Genomic DNA, 16,444 nt, shown 5'->3' with positions numbered 1-16,444 from the left:
TTGCGATCTCGACATTCGTCGAGCGTCCAGATACATAATTAGGCACGTTGACTGGATTAGTTGTCTAATTTGTGCGCTGTGTCGTGCATTTTATGCTGATTGCGAGCATTTACAAAGCACTTAGGCGTGGGCACAGACTACGATTACATGATTGGATAACCCGGGGCAGGGGCTTCCATGCCTGCCATGGAATGCAGCCCGGCGGATAGAACGATAGAGGTTGAGACATGGTTGAAGCAGCAGAAGCCGTGACCGAAACGCACGGCACAAAGCCGTTGCGTGTAGGTCTTGATATCGGTTCCACTACTGTGAAGGCGGTGGTGCTCGATCAGTCCGACGCGCTCATGGACGCGCTGTTCTCCGATTATCGGCGTCACCACGCGAACGTGCGCGCCACCGTGGCCGGACTATTGGCCGACATCCACCAGGAGCTGGAAAAGCTTGGCCGAGGTGACGAGCCGATTCGCCTGGCCATCACCGGTTCAGGCGGTCTTGCCCTCGCAGACAGCCTCGACGTGCCCTTCGTTCAGGAAGTCATCGCCGAAACCGAAGCCATCGACAAGGAATATCCGCAGGCCGACGTGATCATCGAACTTGGTGGCGAGGATGCGAAAATCACGTATCTCAAGCCGACTCCGGAACAGCGTATGAACGGTTCCTGCGCAGGCGGTACCGGCGCATTCATCGACCAGATGGCAACACTGCTCGACACCGACGCCGCTGGCCTGAACGAAATGGCCACGCAATACGAAACCCTATATCCGATCGCATCACGTTGCGGCGTGTTCGCCAAAACCGATTTGCAGCCGCTTATCAACGATGGTGCGGCCAAGCCGGATCTGGCTGCATCGATCTTCACCGCAGTGGCCACGCAGACCATTGCAGGCCTTGCCTCCGGACGCCCGATTCACGGAACCGTGATCTTCCTGGGTGGTCCGTTGTTCTTCATGTCCGAACTGAGAGCCGCGTTCAAGCGGGCGCTCGACGGCAAAGTGGACGAATTCATTGTTCCGACCGACGCTCACCTGTATGTGGCATACGGTGCCGCATTGCAGGCCGATCAGGATGGTGACGACCTTGACTAAGCATTACGAAGCACGAACCTGCGCCGACCTTCTGGCACGACTGGACGAACTGGAAAACCTGCCGTCCAACACTCCGACCATGCCTCCGCTGTTCGCTACCGAGGCGGATCGCACCGCATTCAACGAACGGCATCATCGCGAGCATATCCATCAAGGCACGCTCGAAGGAGCCCAAGGACCGCACTTCCTGGGCATAGACGCCGGTTCCACCACCATCAAAGCGACGTTGGTGAACGACGATCGAGAAATCGTATGGTCCTCTTATGCGACCAACGAAGGCAGCCCGCTGACGGCAGCAGTGCAAATCGTCAAAAAAATCCAAGCCGAACTACCTGAAGGCGCATGGATCGCACGATCCTGTGCGACCGGCTACGGCGAAGGCCTCATCACCACCGGCCTGCACCTCGACGAAGGCGTAGTGGAAACCATGGCTCACTATCGCGGTGCCGAAATGGTCAGCCCGGGCGTTACCGCCGTCATCGATATCGGCGGCCAAGACATGAAATATCTCGCCATCAACGATGGCGTGATCGACTCCATCGCAGTGAACGAAGCATGCTCGTCCGGCTGCGGATCGTTCCTGCAAACGTTCGCCATTTCCATGGGTCTGACCATTCAGGAATTCACCCAAGCGGCGCTCAACTCCACCCATCCGGTCGATTTGGGCTCCCGATGCACCGTGTTCATGAACTCGTCCGTGAAGCAGGCGCAAAAGGAAGGCGCGTCCATCGAAGACATCGCCGCAGGCCTGTGCTATTCCGTAGTGCGCAACGCCCTCTACAAGGTAATCAAGCTGCGTGATTCCGGCGAACTTGGCGACACCGTGGTAGTGCAGGGCGGCACGTTCCTCAACGACGCCGTGCTTCGCGCATTCGAACTGCTCACAGACCGTGAAGTGACCCGACCGAACATCGCAGGACTCATGGGCGCATACGGTGCCGCACTGACCGCACGCATGCACTATGCCGACGAAGCGGAAGACGAAGACGTCGATACCACCGACACCAAAGAGGCGGTGATCGCAGGCGTATGCCATACCGCATCGAACATTTTGAGCGGCGAAGAACTCGACAACCTGTCGATGACCTCCGAACGAGACGTGTGCAAACTGTGCCAAAACCACTGCAAGCTCACCATCACCACCTTCCAAGACGGATCCCGCTACGTGACCGGCAACCGCTGCGAACGAGGCGGAGACGCGAAAAAGAAGCGTTCCGATCGCCCGAACCTCTACGATTACAAGTACAAGCGTTGCTTCGCTTACCGCAGACTCACCGACAAAAACGCAACCCGCGGCGAAATCGGCATTCCGCGCGTACTCAACATGTACGAAAACTATCCGTTCTGGTTCACACTGCTCACCTCGCTGGGCTTCAAAGTGATGATTTCCGGACGAAGCTCGCATGAACTGTTCGAAACAGGCATCGAATCCATCGCATCCGAAAACATCTGCTATCCGGCCAAACTTGTGCACGGACACATCAAATGGCTGCTGAGCAAGGGTGTGAAAACCATCTTCTATCCGTGCGTCAGCTACGAAGAGAACCTGGTACCCAACACCGACAACCACTACAACTGCCCGGTAGTAGCCAACTATCCCGTGGTCATCGGCGCAAACATGCCGGAACTGCGCGAAGAGGGCATCCGTTACATGCGCCCATACTTCAACATGGCCAACCATGAACTCATGGTCGACCGTATCGTCGAAGAATTCGCTTGGGCCAACGTGACCCGTGAAGAAGCCGAAACCGCAGTCAAAGCGGCCTATGCCGAAAACGAAGTCTTCAAGCACGATGTGCAGATGGAAGGCCTCAAGGCACTCGCCTACATGAAGGAACACGACTGCCGAGGCATCGTGCTCGCAGGCCGCCCGTACCACATCGATCCGGAAGTCAACCATGGCATTCCGGAAACCATCTGCTCGCTCGGCATGGTGGTATTGTCTGAAGATTCGATCTGCGAACTGCAGCCGGGGGAGAAGCTCAACCTGAGTGATTTCCTCGCCGCGGACGAAGACGATCCGCGCAAGAAGAACGCGGACGGCTTCCGTCATGTGGAAGACCGCAAGGTCACCAAAATGCCGTTGCGAGTCACCAATCAGTGGGCCTACCACGCACGCCTGTACTCGGCGGCAAACTTCGTGGCCTCCTATCCGGGACTTGAACTCGTACAGCTCAACTCCTTCGGCTGCGGTCTCGACGCCATCACCACCGACCAGGTGGGCGAAATCCTCGCCGACAAGGCCGACGTGTACACCATGCTGAAGATCGACGAAGTCTCCAACTTGGGAGCGGCAAAAATCCGACTGCGCTCGCTCAAGGCAGCCGTCGAAGAACGCGAACGCAACAAGCAGCGCGGAATCGCCGCAGTCATGCCTAACAAACAAGACAGTGCGCCTAACAAGCAGGGCGAATTCCGCAAGACCGGGTCTGAGGCGCCGACTCCGGGCCGTCAAGTCATGCTTGACACCGTGATGAAAGCCAATCCGAAACTCACCGAAGCCGTTAAAGCCGCATCCAAGCGTGCCGCGGAAAACGGCGTCGGCGAAGCGAAGAAGTCCGCACACAATTCCGCCACCATGTCGAAATACGCCAACCGCGTGCCATTCGGCAAAGACATGAAGGACTACACCATCGTGGCTCCGCAGATGAGCCCGATTCACTTCTCCCTAGTGGAATCCGTGATCCGCTCCGGCGGCTACAAGTTCGACATTCTCGAACACGCCAGCCGCGAAAACGTGGAAACCGGCCTCAAATACGTCAACAACGACGCCTGCTACCCGGCCATCATGGTTATCGGCCAGCTCGTGGACGCGATTCTGGATGGCAAATACGATCCGGAACACACCGCGCTCGCCATCACGCAGACCGGCGGCATGTGCCGAGCCACAAACTATTTCGGTCTGATTCGCAAGGCGCTGATCGATGCTGGTTATCCGCAAATTCCAGTGATCGCCATTTCCACGCAGGGCATTGAAGACAATCCGGGCTTCAAAGCGACGCCGGCATTGCTTCATCGCGTCATCAAGGCGCTCATCATCGGCGACCTGCTGATGAAATGTCTGTACCGCGTGCGCCCGTACGAGGTGACGCCGGGCAGTGCGAATCAGCTGTATAAGACATGGAACACCATCGTGCGTGAAACGCTCGAGAACCACGGTCGCTCGAAGACGGCAAGTAAGTTCATTGGCAAGGGATACCTGCCATATTCGACGCTCGTCAAAGAAATCGTCAAATCGTTCGACTCACTGCCGTTGAAGGACGAACCGCGCAAGGTGCGCGTCGGCGTGGTGGGCGAGATTCTCGTCAAGTACCAGCCGGACGCCAACAACCATGTGGTCGACGTGATCGAATCGCAGAATTGCGAGGCTGTGGTGCCGGGCATCATGGAATTCATGACCACCCGCCCGTATATTTCCGACTGGAACGAGCATTACCTCGGCATGGGCGGCAACAAGCTTGGCTACGCGCTGATGCGCAAGGCGCTTGACTTGTACAACGCTCCTGTACGCAAGGCGATCGATTTGGCACACGGCAAGTTCTCCCAGGACCTGCCGATGCCGGAACTCGTGAAGAAGGCCGACGAGGTCACTTCCGTGGGTGTGCAGGCTGGTGAAGGCTGGCTGCTAACTGCGGAAATCCTTGAGCTCATCGAATCCGGCTGCCCGAACGTGATTTGTGCGCAGCCGTTCGCCTGCCTGCCGAACCACGTGACCGGCCGAGGCATGTTCGGCAAGATTCGCCGCCTGCATCCGGAAGCCAACATCGTGTCCATCGACTACGATCCTGGCGCATCCGAAGCGAACCAGCTCAACCGCATCAAACTGATGATCGCAGCCGCCAAGAAGGCCCACAAGGCTGCGTAACAGGGTGAGACGGCGCAAAGCGAAAAAGCTGCCTGATCATAGGCGGATAAATCAATAAGCACTGACCGGAATTGACTAAAATACCGACGCTGACAACATCTTCAGCGTCGGTATTTTTATTCGATATGTACAAACAATTCTTCGAATAGTGGTAATTGCTTCTGACTTTATTAATAGCTGTTAATTATTATTGGTCGGCTTTGCAGAGCATGTCTGTTTTAACCGAAAATGTGTATTCGATTCGATATACGCAAGAGTTGGCTATCAGTTTTTCGTATAGCAATCGCGCCGTGCTCATCAACGAGTTTCGATAGGATTGCCAACATGACAACGCCACGAATTTCTTATGCGCACCTGCTTACCGAGCCGAATCCGAAGCATGTGGAAAGTCTGGTCAAATTCTTCGAATCAGGCTGCCAAGAGCGTGGAACCGGTGGTTTCGGTGTGGAAATCGAGCATCTGCCGGTGCATAACAGCGATGATACCGCCGTGAACTATTACGAGGAGAACGGTATCGAGGCGTTGCTGAACCGCATTCGCCCATATTACGACGAAAGCAAGGAATACTGGGAGAACGGCAGGCTTGTTGGTCTTGGCCGCGAAGGTATTTCCGTGTCACTTGAGCCGGGCGGTCAGCTGGAATGCTCGCTGGGCATTCTGCACAAGCCGGAAGATCTATGCACGATCTATGGTGCGTTCCGCCGCGAAGTCGATCCTGTGCTTGACGATCTCGGCTTCCGCTTGGTTAATTACGGGTATCAGCCGAAGTCCGGCTATGCCGACATTCCTGTCAATCCGAAGGACCGTTACAAGGCGATGACCGCGTATTTGGGGCGCGTCGGCCAGTTCGGTCCGTGCATGATGCGTTGCTCCGCTTCGACGCAGGTCAGCATCGACTATGTTTCCGAACAGGACGCGATTTCCAAACTGCGGTTGGGTACGGTGGTCGGCCCGATTCTCGCATGGTTCTTCCGTAACACCCCGTATTTCGAGGGACAGGAGAATCCGTATCCGCTGCTGCGCCAACGCATGTGGGATTATTTGGATTTGCAGCGCACGAACGTTATTCCGGGATTGTTTGATCCTCGCTTCGGTTGGGAAGATTATGCGGTCGACGTGTTGAGCACGCCGATGATGTTCGCTGATCTGACGCACACTCCGGAAGCGTTGGAAACTCCCGGAACTGATCTGCATCATCCTGCATTCTATGAGAATGCGAACGACGTGTATCCTGATCGAGAACTCAACGCATACGAAATCAATCATGTGATTTCCACGCATTTCAACGATGTCCGTCTGAAGAACTTCATTGAATTCCGTCACTGGGATTCACTGCCGGTAGCGCGCGCGGAACGACTGACGGAAATCATCGGATCGCTGTTCTATGATCCGACGAACCGTGAGCGTCTCGAATCGTATTTCGATGGCATCCGCGAGGAGGATGTGTTCGAGGCGAAGGCGAACCTGCAGGCGCGCGGCCATCAGGCAGCTCCGTACGGCAATTCGCTGGAATTCTGGCAGGAGTTCCTCGGGCTCGAGGGCGTCCTCGCCGACGAACCTGGTGATCCGAAACACCCTGACGTGTTCCAGAAGTAAAATTGCTTTTCGAATATTTTTGGTTGGTCGAGGCTGACTGAATGTGATTTCGAGCTGGTCTGTTGAAGATCGGCTCGTTTTTGTGTGGCGAGTGGAAATGCAACGGTCCGATACGATTTTGCCTGTCTAATGAACGGTAGATAGTACACTGTTCCTTATGGGTAATGAGGGGAAGAAACGTGTTCGTAAATCACCTGAGGAACGTAAGAAGGAAATCATCGCTGCGGCGAGCCGTCTTATCGGGGAAAAGGGGTATTACGGAACGTCATTGAAAGACATTGCTGATGCGATCGGCATGAGCCAGCCTGGACTGCTGCATTACATCGGCAATAAGGAACGGTTGTTGTCGCTGCTAGTCACCGACAATTATGATCAGGAAGGCACTCCGGCTGATTTTGCAAAATCCGGATTGCCGGGCAGCGATCCGGAAGGCATGTTGTTTCCCGCATACCTGCGTTTTTTGGTACGTTACAATGAGAGTCGACGTAGCTTGCTGCAGCTATACATGGTGCTGGAAACCGAGTCTTTCAGCGAGGGCCATCCGTTGCACGACTATTTCGAGAATCGTCCGAAATACGTGTGGGAACACTATTCCCAGTACACATGGAAATTGCCGCCTGAAATCGGTGGTTGGGAGAATATGCGTGCGATTGTGCGTCAAAGCTTGGAAGCGATGGACGGCATTCAACTGCGTTGGACGCGTAAGCCGCCCATCGATTTCTACGATGAATGGCTCGCCTTCGAAAAGATGATCTTCCCCTCACCTGTCTGGGACAGCTACCGCTAAGCCGTGTGCAACTCTCTTGCGGGCTGTGTTTCTATAGCCTTTCGCGTCCCAATTCTTCCACTCGCTGGAAGAATCAGGACTTTTGGAAGGTTTTGGGCGGGGTGATTCCTCCAGTGGCTGGATGGATCTGGACTTTTGGAGGCATGTTTGCGGGAGGGTTCCTCCAGTGGCTGGATGGATTTGCCTGCTGGGATAGCATTTTGTGTGGCGTGCGGTGATTGGTTGGTTTTGGTCAAGGGGAAACGCTGTATCTAATGGTTGTTAGGTAAGACACGCCATGAAATTTTGCGGTTCTTGACAAGTGAATCTAGAAGATTTATATTTCTTATATCTAATGGTTGTTAGATATGAGAGTTCCGAGGATGCATCCAAGGATATATCCCAGGGATATCGCAGAAGAACAGCCTTAGACGCAGAAACAGTAGCAATCAGTAACAAGTCAATGAAGACGATGGAGGATCCATGGGTCGTTACGAGGCAGATCACATTCTTTTCGGTGCCGCATATTACGACGAATATCTCATGATGAAAGGCATCGACCGTGTCGATGAAGACATGAGGATGATGAAGGAAGCGGGACTGAACGTTATCCGTATTGCCGAATCCACATGGAGCACCTGCGAACCGCAGCCGGGTGCGTTCGACTTCACCTATGTGGATCGTGCTCTCGACGCGGCACAGCGTGTCGGTATCGATGTCATCGTCGGCACTCCAACCTACGCGGTGCCGAGCTGGCTCGTCAAAATCGATCCGAGCGTGCTCGCGGTCACTCCGAACGGCGAAGGCAAGTACGGCGCCCGCCAGATCATGGACATCGTCAACGCCACCTACCGTTTCTACGGTGAGCGCGTGATCCGCAAGCTGATCTCCCACGTTGCCGACCATCCGGCGGTGATCGGCTACCAAGTCGATAATGAAACCAAGTACTACGATTCCGTGTCCAACGACATGCAGCGTCTGTTCGTCAAGTATCTGCATGAGAAGTTCCACGGCGATCTGAACGAGCTCAACCACCACTTCGGCCTCGACTACTGGTCCAACCGCATCGACTCCTGGGAGGACTTCCCGGACGTGACTGCCACCATCAACGAGTCCCTGGGCGGCGAATTCGACAAGTTCCGCCGCGATCAGGTGCGCGCCTTCCTGCAGTGGCAGGCCGACATCGTGCGCGAATACGCGCATGACGACCAGTTCATCACCCACAACTTCGATTTCGAATGGCGCGGATACTCCTACGGCGTGCAGCCGGCCGTCGACCACTTCAAGGCCGCGACCGCAGTGGACATCACCGGCGTGGACATCTACCACCCGACCGAAGACGACCTGACCGGCAAGGAGATCGCCTTCGGCGGCGACATGACCCGCTCCACCAAGAACGGCCAGAACTACCTGGTGCTCGAAACCGAGGCCCAAGGCCAGCACGGCTGGGTGCCATTCCCCGGCCAGCTGCGCCTGCAGGCCTACTCCCACCTCGCCTCCGGCGCCGACATGGTGGAATACTGGCACTGGCACTCCATCCATAATTCCTTTGAAACATATTGGAAGGGCCTGCTGAGCCACGACCTCGAACCGAACCCCACGTACTGCGAAGCCGGCGTATTCGGTCGCGAGATCGCCAAACCGGAAGTGGGGGAGCGGCTCGTCCACCTGAAGAAGCACAACAAAGTAGCCATCATGGTCAGCAACGAATCGCTGACCGCGCTCGACTGGTTCCTCATCGAAGCCGGCTTCCCATTCGGCGGCACCCTCAAATACAACGACGTGGTGCGCAATGTCTACGACGCGCTGTTCGAGCTCAACGTCGAATGCGATTTCGTGCCGTCCGATGCTCCGGCCGAACGTCTCGCCAAATACGAGATGATCGTGACCCCGGCGCTCTACTGCGCATCTCAGGAAACTACGGATCGCCTGCGTGCGTTCGTTGAAAACGGCGGACACCTCGTCTCCACCATGCGCTCCTTCGTGACCGACGACGAGGTGACCGTATGGCACGACCGCGCGCCGCACAACCTCACCGACGTGTTCGGCATGACGTACAACCAGTTCACCCGCCCAAACGGCCACGTTTCCGTGGAATTCGCAGGTGCGCTCGCCGAAACCGCGTCCACCGATGCTCAGTCGCTGATCGAACTGTTGAACGCCGACGCCGATACTGAGGTGCTCGCATCCTATGGACACTACGCTTGGAAGGATTACGCCGCAGTCACCCGTCACGCATTCGGCAAAGGCGATGCCGAGTGGGTCGCCACACTGCTTGACGCCGATTCCATTCGTGCGGTTATGCGAGAGGCCGTGGAGCATGCCGGCGTCGAGGGCGCTGGAACCGCGCTCGCGGGACAGGTCGCGGTTCGCCAGGGTGTGAATGCCCGTGGCGAGAACGTGACGTATCTGCTCAACTATTCCGCCGACGAAGTTACTGTTGCAAGCCCGATTGAGGGTGAAGTAGTGGTCGCTCCGGTCGTCATCGCCACCGACGGCAGTATTGATGAGGTTGCAAATGCTGAAGTCGTGCTGAAGGAAGGTGCAGCCGTCAAGCAGGGTGATCCGTTGACGATCGGCCGCTGGAATGTTGCGGTGATCGCCGGCTGAAATCTGCGATAAGAGAGCTCGAGAAGAGAACGTTTAGGGAATGAGAAGGCCGATCAGGGCCTTCCATTCTCCAACGAAATCGATATCGTGAGATTCGTTGAGCCACCGCAATTGCAAGCCTTCCATGGCGGATAGCACCTGCAGTGCGGTGCGTTCCGGATCGACGACGCCATCTCGTTTGGCTGCGAACGTGTATTCCTTCAGCAGATTGATTTCGCGCTGTTCGAAATACTCGTGCACCGGATGGTCTTTGCTTAGGGCCTCGCTTTCGAGCAGGGTGTAGAGGCGAACCATTTCGGGTCGGCCTGCGTTGGTTTCCACGGTTCCCGTGGAGATGGCCTTGAGTCCGAGATCGCAATGGTATGCGATGCCGTCTTGTAAGACTTCGCCGGTCACGCCTTCGACGCCAAGATGCTCTGCAATGGCGATTTGGTTAGTGCGATCGGCGTATTTGAGTGTCGCTTCAAGGAGTTGTTCTTTGGATTTGAAGTAGTAAAGGAGGCCTGCTTCGGTGATGTTCTGAGCTTGTGCCACGTCGCGAATGGTAAATCCCCAGAATCCGAATTGTGAGATGAAAGAGACCGTGGTTTCGAGAATCGCTTTCTTGCGGTCTTCTGCGCTCATTCGTTTCTTGGTTTTGCTTTCGATGTGGCGACGCATGCGTTTTCCTTTCTTGTGCTTACTAAGTTACAAGAAGGGGGAGAGGAAGTGTGTTGGAAACGTTGGGACACGCCGGAAAATGACAGATACAAGAGATTGTAATATGCTTTAACTAAGCAGTTACTAAGTAATAAAAACTGAAGTTGCCGTATGGGGCGAATCGTTGTGGATTGCTATTTGAAAAAACGCTGCCGTTGGAAAAATTCGCGTCTGACTTGCGTTCTTTCGAAAGGGTATCTATGATGAAAACCAGCTAGTTACCAAGTGGTAGTTAGTTGATTGGGCAGAGAAGCCCTATCGGAAAACAGGAATATCACAGAAAACACTACTGAAACATGAATCGAAGGAGAGAGTTTCATGAGTGAAGCAATCGCAAGCAAAGAGGAGCGTTTGGTGCGTTATAACGCCAACATCGCCGCTGCAGACAAGGATCCGCAGCTGTCTCCTGAAACCGGCAAGCCACTGAGCAAGGTCAACACCATCCGTTTCGGTGCGGGCTTCCTGCTGTTCGGCGTGTTGTGGATGTCGGGTCTCGGCATCGTCTCCGCCGTGCTTCTGCCGATGCATTACAAGACCATCGAAGGCGCCGATCCGGATGCTCTCGTTGGCATCGTCAATGCGTTCACCGCAGTGGCATCCCTAGTTGCCAACCTGATGTTCGGCAACTTCTCCGATCGTTCCCGCTCCAGGTTCGGTCGTCGTACTCCGTGGATCGTTTTCGGTGCGGTGCTTGGTGGCGTCACCCTGTTCCTGACCGGCACCACGCACAACGCGGTGCTGCTCACCATCTTCTACTGCGCCTGCATGTTCGGCCTCAACTGCATGATTGCCCCGCTGGTCGCCGTGCTGTCTGACCGCGTGCCGTCCGGCATCCGTGGCACTATGTCAGCCTTCTATGGTGCAGGCTCCACGATCGGCGCCCCGATTGGTACCATGATCGGTGCATTCTTCATCGAGAACCTGACTGTCGGCTTTGCTGTTGCAGGCGTGCTCATGTTCCTCGGCGGCATCGTTGCGGTGATCATTCTGCCCAAGGAACGTTCCGCTGACTTCCTGCCGAAGGAAGAGGGCTCTTTCAAGGACATCCTCGTATCCTTCCGCCCGCCGAAGTTCGCTGGCGCCCACGACTTCTACAAGGCTTTCGCCGGCCGTTTCTGCATGCTCATGAGCTACCAGATGATCAACGTCTACCAGCTCTACATCATCCAGAACTACATCGGCCAGTCCGTTAAGGAATCAGCCGTCACCGTGTCCGTCGTCTCCATGATCATGATGGTCATGTCTCTGGTCGGCTCCTTTATCTCTGGACCGGTTTCTGATCTCATCGGCCGCCGTAAGGTCCCGGTTGTCGTAGCTTCCGTGCTCTTCGCTATCGGCATCGCCATGCCGTGGCTGATTCCGTCCACCTTGGGCATGTACCTGTTCGCGGGCATCGCTGGCCTCGGCTACGCCGTCTACTACGCAGTCGACCAGGCTCTGCTCGTCGACGTGCTGCCGAACAAGGAAGAAGCTGGCAAGGATCTGGGCATTCTGAACATGGGCACCACCCTTGGCCAGATGTGCGGCCCGGTCGTCATGTCCACCATCGTGGTGTCCCTCGGCTATAACTTCGCCTTCCCGACCGCCATCGCCCTGGCCATCATCGGCTGCTTCTTCATCATGGCCATCAAGAAGGTCAAGTAACCACACCTCCCTCCCCTCTCTCCTCTCAATTTCGAGAGAGGAGAGGGAGAGAGGGAATGGGGAGTTTTTCCAAAACTAAATAACAGTGCAAACGTAACGTCATAGCGTTACGAGCAGGATGCCGCGATAATCTGTTTAAGACCGTAAAGACTTGGCCAGAGCGGCCTGGAGCGTGCCGTGAATAGATTATCGCGGCATCCTGCGGTTTTTGCACTTACTGAAATGAAATTGCGTTGCCGATAATTCAATCTCAATAATTCAATCTCAAAACTCAATATCGATAACTAAATCCCAATAATCAAATAAAAAACAACTCAAAAACGAATAAAAATAAAACCAAAGAATCAACGACGATACTAAGGACTTTCCATGACTACTTGGATCGCAACAACGCAAGACAACAAGCTTGCCGACAAATCATCAGAAATCGAATCCACGCATGCCACTTCCGCTGCCGATCTGCAGCTTGACGGCAACGAATATCAGGCGTTGCGCGGCTTCGGCGGCTGCTTCAACGAGCTTGGCTGGCTTCCTCTGCAGACGGTCATCGAGGAAGAACGCGATCAGATCATCAAGGAACTGTTCAGCCCGGATGAGATGAACTTCACCTTCAATCGTGCGCCGGTCGGCGCCAATGATTTCGCCGATCATTGGTATAGCTATAACGAGACCGACGGCGATTACGAGATGGAGCATTTCTCCGTCGAGCATGATGAGCAGACGCTGATTCCGTATATTCATCGCGCGCAGGAATGGCAGCCGAACATGCAGCTGTTCTCCAGCCCGTGGAGCCCGCCGACGTGGATGAAGCGTCCGAAGGCTTACAACTATGGCCGTTTGGTGCAGACTCCTGAGAATCTGAAGGCGTATGCGAAGTATTTCGTCAAGTACATTCAGGCTTATGCCGAGCATGGCATTACCGTGAACCAGCTGCATGTGCAGAATGAGGTGTTCGCCGATCAGAAGTTCCCGAGTGCGTTGTGGGATGCCGAAGCGCTCAAAGTGTTCATCCGCGATTATCTTGGACCTGCTTTTGAGGAGGCTGGTCTTGACACCGATATTTGGCTGGGCACGCTCAATGGTCCGGAAGATATGGCGTGGACCGGCGGCTACGGCATGAAGCTGAATAATTACAACCGTTTCGTCGATAATATTCTGTTCGATGATGGTGCTCGCAAGTATATCAAGGGCATTGCCTACCAGTGGGCTGGCCAGAATTGCATTGCACGTACGCATGAGTCTTGGCCGGAGATTGAGCTGATTCAGTCCGAATCCGAATGTGGTATGGGCGATAATACGTGGGAATATGCGGAGTATATTTTCCACTTGATCAACCATTATTTGCGTAATGGCGCGACTGCCTACACGTATTGGAATATGATTCTTGACGATCAGGATTCCACGTGGGGATGGTGGCAGAATTCACTGTTCACCATTACTGCGGATACGCATGAGGTTCGTCGTAATCCGGAATATTATGTGATGCGTCATTTCTCGCATTTCGTCAAGCCGGGTGCGCATGTGCTTGGCACTACGGGGCATTTCAATTCGATGGCTATTGCGTTCCGTAATCCGGATGGCACCATTGTGGTGGTGGCCCAGAACGCTCTCGAAGAGGAGCGTCCGTTTGAATTTGCCGATCCTTGCAATGCCGATCGCGGTATCAAAGTGACGCTTGCTCCGCGTTCGTTCAACACGTTTGTGCTGGACTAACAGGAGCTGCTTGGCTGATGCGAATGTGTGCGTAACGCGTCGGCTTGGTTGTGGCAACGGTTTGTTGAATGCCGGGTGGTGGGTTTTCCCTTCTCTTCCTGCCACCTTCGCAAGCCGGTGCTGTGTTGCAGGGCGTTTGCCTGTGGTGATTGGTTACTGGTCGCCGCAGACAGACGCCTTTTTTGTTTGCTGTGCTCTTGTTTTGCAGTGTTTTTGCTTGTCGCGCTCTGTTTAGCGGTAGCCGTCCCAGGTGGGGGAGGGGAACAGAATGCGTTCGGCGCGTTCCCAAAGTTGCATCATGGATTCGTTTGGGTTGGTCAGCGACTGGATTTGCACGCCGTCCATGGCGAAGAATGCGGTGACGATGAGGTCGTGCAGGCGTTCTGGATCTCGGTATTCTTCCGGTAGTTCCCAGTCCACGCTGGTCATGTCGGTTAGGATTGATCCGTGCCTGTTTTGGTAGAACTCGTGTGCCGGGTGTTGCGGGTCGGATGCTTCGATTGCGAGGCGCATGAATAGTGCGACGAGTTCAGGACGTTTGGCGTTGAAACATACGGTTTCGTGCAGTGCGCTGGGCAAATGTCGACATTCTTTGGTTGCTGAATCTGATTGGTCGCAGTGGTTGATGGTTGCGCCCAATGTCGTGGGTGCATTGCTTTCTTCGGAGTCGTAGAACGTTTCGATGACCAATGAGAGCAGTTCTTCGCGGTTTTTGACGTAATGGTTGAGTCCTGGCAGTGTCATTCCGACCGCGTCCGCCAAGGCTTGCATGGGGAAGCCATATGATCCGTATTGCGTGATCAGGGTTACCGCTTCTTGTGCGACCTGTTTGCGTCGTTGTGTTGGGGAGAGTCGTTTTCTTTGGTTGATTGGACGGCTCTTGATGCTGTTTGCTGATGTTTTTTCCTGTGATTCCATACTGCTTTGAAGAATACTATTGCCGCTGCCCACGTGTGTTTTCGTGTGGTTTCGATATTGCGGTTATGTAATTGATTGATGTGTTTGCAAGTGGGTAGTTGTTCGACACGCCGATTTGTTATCTTATACTTATAAGATATAAGATAACTGACGAAGCCGACGGACATCGACTTCAATCAACGCCTCTCTTGCTTGCGCGATCGTTGAAGATTCGGCAAAAACGTGGGGCTGATTTCGAAGAAGAAAGATAAGGAGATAAGCATGACTGGCGCACAGTCCGCGGAAAGCACTCGCACGCTTTCCAAAATTGACAAAACGCGTTTCTGCGTAGCGTTCTTCGTGTTCTCATTCGCGTGGATGCTGGCATTGCAGATCGTTGCTGCAGTGTTGCTTCCGCAGCGTTTGGCCGATATCGCGCCCGACAGCAAAGACGCCATCTTTGGTGTGCTTAATTCGGCAACGGCACTCGCCTCGCTGATTTCCAACCTTGTGGTCGGCAACATGTCTGACCGTACGCGCTCGATCTTCGGCCGTCGTACGCCGTGGATTGCATCGGGCGGCATTGTCGCTGGTATCTCGCTGTTCCTCATCGGCATTTTGCCGGACGGTGTGAGCATCGGTGTCAGCTACTGCATTTCCATGGTCGGTCTGAACATGATGATCGCGCCGGTCATCGCATCCCTATCCGACCGTGTTCCGGAAGATATGCGCGGCACCATGTCTGCATTCATCTCCGCAGGTACGCTTTTCGGTTCCGCACTCGGCCAGATTGTTGGTGCGCAGTTCATCACCCTGCAGCTCCCGGGCTTCATCGTCGCTGGTGCGGCCATGGCGCTTTCCGGTGTGCTTGCCGTGATCTTCTGGCCGAAGGAAAAGTCCAGTAAGGACATGCCTAAGGAAAAGGTCGATTTCAAGGGCATCATCATGAGCTTCCGTCCGCCGACCAAGGGCGCTCGTGACTTCTGGCTGGCATTCGCTGGTCGTTCCCTGCTGCTGTTCAGCTACTACATGATCCTCAACTACCAGCTGTATATTCTGCAGGATTATATCGGTCAAAGCGTTGAAGATTCCGCAGTCACCATTTCCACCATGAGCTTGGTGCTGATGGTTGTCTCCCTGATTTCCGCGCTTTCCGCAGGTCCGATTTCCGACAAAATCGGCCGCCGTAAGATTCCGGTTGTGGCTGCAAGCGTGCTGCTTGCCATCGGTTATGCTCTGCCGTGGCTCATGCATAATGCGCTGGGTATGATTCTCTTCTCCGCCATCGGCGGCTTCGGCTACGGCATGTACGGCTCTGTTGACCAGGCACTCAACGTTGACGTGCTGCCGAACGAGGAAGAGGCTGGTAAGGATCTAGGCATTCTGAACATCGCAACCACTCTCGGTCAGATGGTCGGCCCGATCGTCACTTCCGCCATCGTGGTGGCCACCGGCTCCTATGCCATGGTGTTCCCGACGGCAATCGTGATGGTGGCGCTCGCCTGCGTCTTCATTCTGATGATTAAAAAGGTGAAGTAGCGTCGGCATTTTCCGAAATAACTTGGCCGG

General features: G+C 54.8%; 8 protein-coding genes and 1 pseudogene. 7 read left to right on the top strand and 2 right to left on the bottom strand.

Features of this window, described 5'->3' with window-relative positions; genetic code table 11:
- Nucleotides 1-227: 227 nt before the first annotated feature.
- From BBPC_RS07000 to BBPC_RS06985, 4 genes and pseudogenes are all read left to right on the top strand, one after another.
- Nucleotides 228-4,950 (top strand): annotated as a pseudogene (locus tag BBPC_RS07000) (acyl-CoA dehydratase activase-related protein).
- A 324-nt stretch (nt 4,951-5,274) separates the two neighbouring features.
- On the top strand, nt 5,275-6,546 hold the full coding sequence (locus BBPC_RS06995) for a glutamate-cysteine ligase family protein (protein WP_004220875.1): 1,272 nt from the start codon (nt 5,275-5,277) through the stop codon (nt 6,544-6,546).
- A 157-nt stretch (nt 6,547-6,703) separates the two neighbouring features.
- Nucleotides 6,704-7,333: a TetR/AcrR family transcriptional regulator gene (locus BBPC_RS06990; protein ID WP_003834126.1), complete on the top strand. Its 630-nt coding sequence runs from the start codon at nt 6,704-6,706 to the stop codon at nt 7,331-7,333.
- A gap of 462 nt (nt 7,334-7,795) precedes the next feature.
- Entirely contained in the window at nt 7,796-9,922 is a 2,127-nt protein-coding gene (locus tag BBPC_RS06985) for a beta-galactosidase (protein WP_004220874.1), read from the top strand.
- A 33-nt stretch (nt 9,923-9,955) separates the two neighbouring features.
- Here the strand turns inward: BBPC_RS06985 and BBPC_RS06980 are convergent, their stop codons facing one another.
- Nucleotides 9,956-10,582 carry a TetR/AcrR family transcriptional regulator gene (locus BBPC_RS06980; RefSeq protein WP_004220872.1) on the bottom strand — a complete coding sequence of 209 codons (627 nt, stop codon included), beginning with the start codon at nt 10,580-10,582 and terminating at the stop codon, nt 9,956-9,958.
- 357 nt (nt 10,583-10,939) lie between these two features.
- Here BBPC_RS06980 and BBPC_RS06975 point away from each other — a divergent pair, with 357 nt between their 5' ends.
- Nucleotides 10,940-12,265 (top strand): MFS transporter, encoded by a 1,326-nt coding sequence (locus BBPC_RS06975; RefSeq protein WP_004220871.1) that lies wholly within the window; start codon nt 10,940-10,942, stop codon nt 12,263-12,265.
- Nucleotides 12,266-12,634: 369 nt separating this feature from the next.
- Nucleotides 12,635-13,978 (top strand): glycoside hydrolase family 30 protein, encoded by a 1,344-nt coding sequence (locus tag BBPC_RS06970; protein ID WP_004220869.1) that lies wholly within the window; start codon nt 12,635-12,637, stop codon nt 13,976-13,978.
- 231 nt (nt 13,979-14,209) lie between these two features.
- Here BBPC_RS06970 and BBPC_RS06965 read toward each other — a convergent pair whose 3' ends face one another.
- The gene (locus BBPC_RS06965; protein ID WP_047749648.1) at nt 14,210-14,896 is read right to left on the bottom strand and encodes a TetR/AcrR family transcriptional regulator; all 687 of its coding nucleotides are present in this window, start codon (nt 14,894-14,896) and stop codon (nt 14,210-14,212) included.
- 261 nt (nt 14,897-15,157) lie between these two features.
- Here BBPC_RS06965 and BBPC_RS06960 point away from each other — a divergent pair, with 261 nt between their 5' ends.
- Entirely contained in the window at nt 15,158-16,414 is a 1,257-nt protein-coding gene (locus BBPC_RS06960; protein ID WP_033524375.1) for an MFS transporter, read from the top strand.
- Nucleotides 16,415-16,444 lie beyond the last annotated feature (30 nt).

The sequence above is a fragment of the Bifidobacterium pseudocatenulatum DSM 20438 = JCM 1200 = LMG 10505 genome (genome assembly GCF_001025215.1).
In the GTDB taxonomy this organism is placed as follows: domain Bacteria; phylum Actinomycetota; class Actinomycetes; order Actinomycetales; family Bifidobacteriaceae; genus Bifidobacterium; species Bifidobacterium pseudocatenulatum.
This window is presented reverse-complemented; position numbering and strand designations above follow the sequence as displayed.

Bases quoted from the DNA above. Each gene is read 5' to 3' on its own strand.
- BBPC_RS06995 (WP_004220875.1), top strand. From the start codon at position 5,275: ATGACAACGCCACGAATTTCTTATGCGCACCTGCTTACCGAGCCGAAT.
- BBPC_RS06990 (WP_003834126.1), top strand. From the start codon at position 6,704: ATGGGTAATGAGGGGAAGAAACGTGTTCGTAAATCACCTGAGGAACGT.
- BBPC_RS06985 (WP_004220874.1), top strand. From the start codon at position 7,796: ATGGGTCGTTACGAGGCAGATCACATTCTTTTCGGTGCCGCATATTAC.
- BBPC_RS06980 (WP_004220872.1), bottom strand. From the start codon at position 10,582: ATGCGTCGCCACATCGAAAGCAAAACCAAGAAACGAATGAGCGCAGAA.
- BBPC_RS06975 (WP_004220871.1), top strand. From the start codon at position 10,940: ATGAGTGAAGCAATCGCAAGCAAAGAGGAGCGTTTGGTGCGTTATAAC.
- BBPC_RS06970 (WP_004220869.1), top strand. From the start codon at position 12,635: ATGACTACTTGGATCGCAACAACGCAAGACAACAAGCTTGCCGACAAA.
- BBPC_RS06965 (WP_047749648.1), bottom strand. From the start codon at position 14,896: ATGGAATCACAGGAAAAAACATCAGCAAACAGCATCAAGAGCCGTCCA.
- BBPC_RS06960 (WP_033524375.1), top strand. From the start codon at position 15,158: ATGACTGGCGCACAGTCCGCGGAAAGCACTCGCACGCTTTCCAAAATT.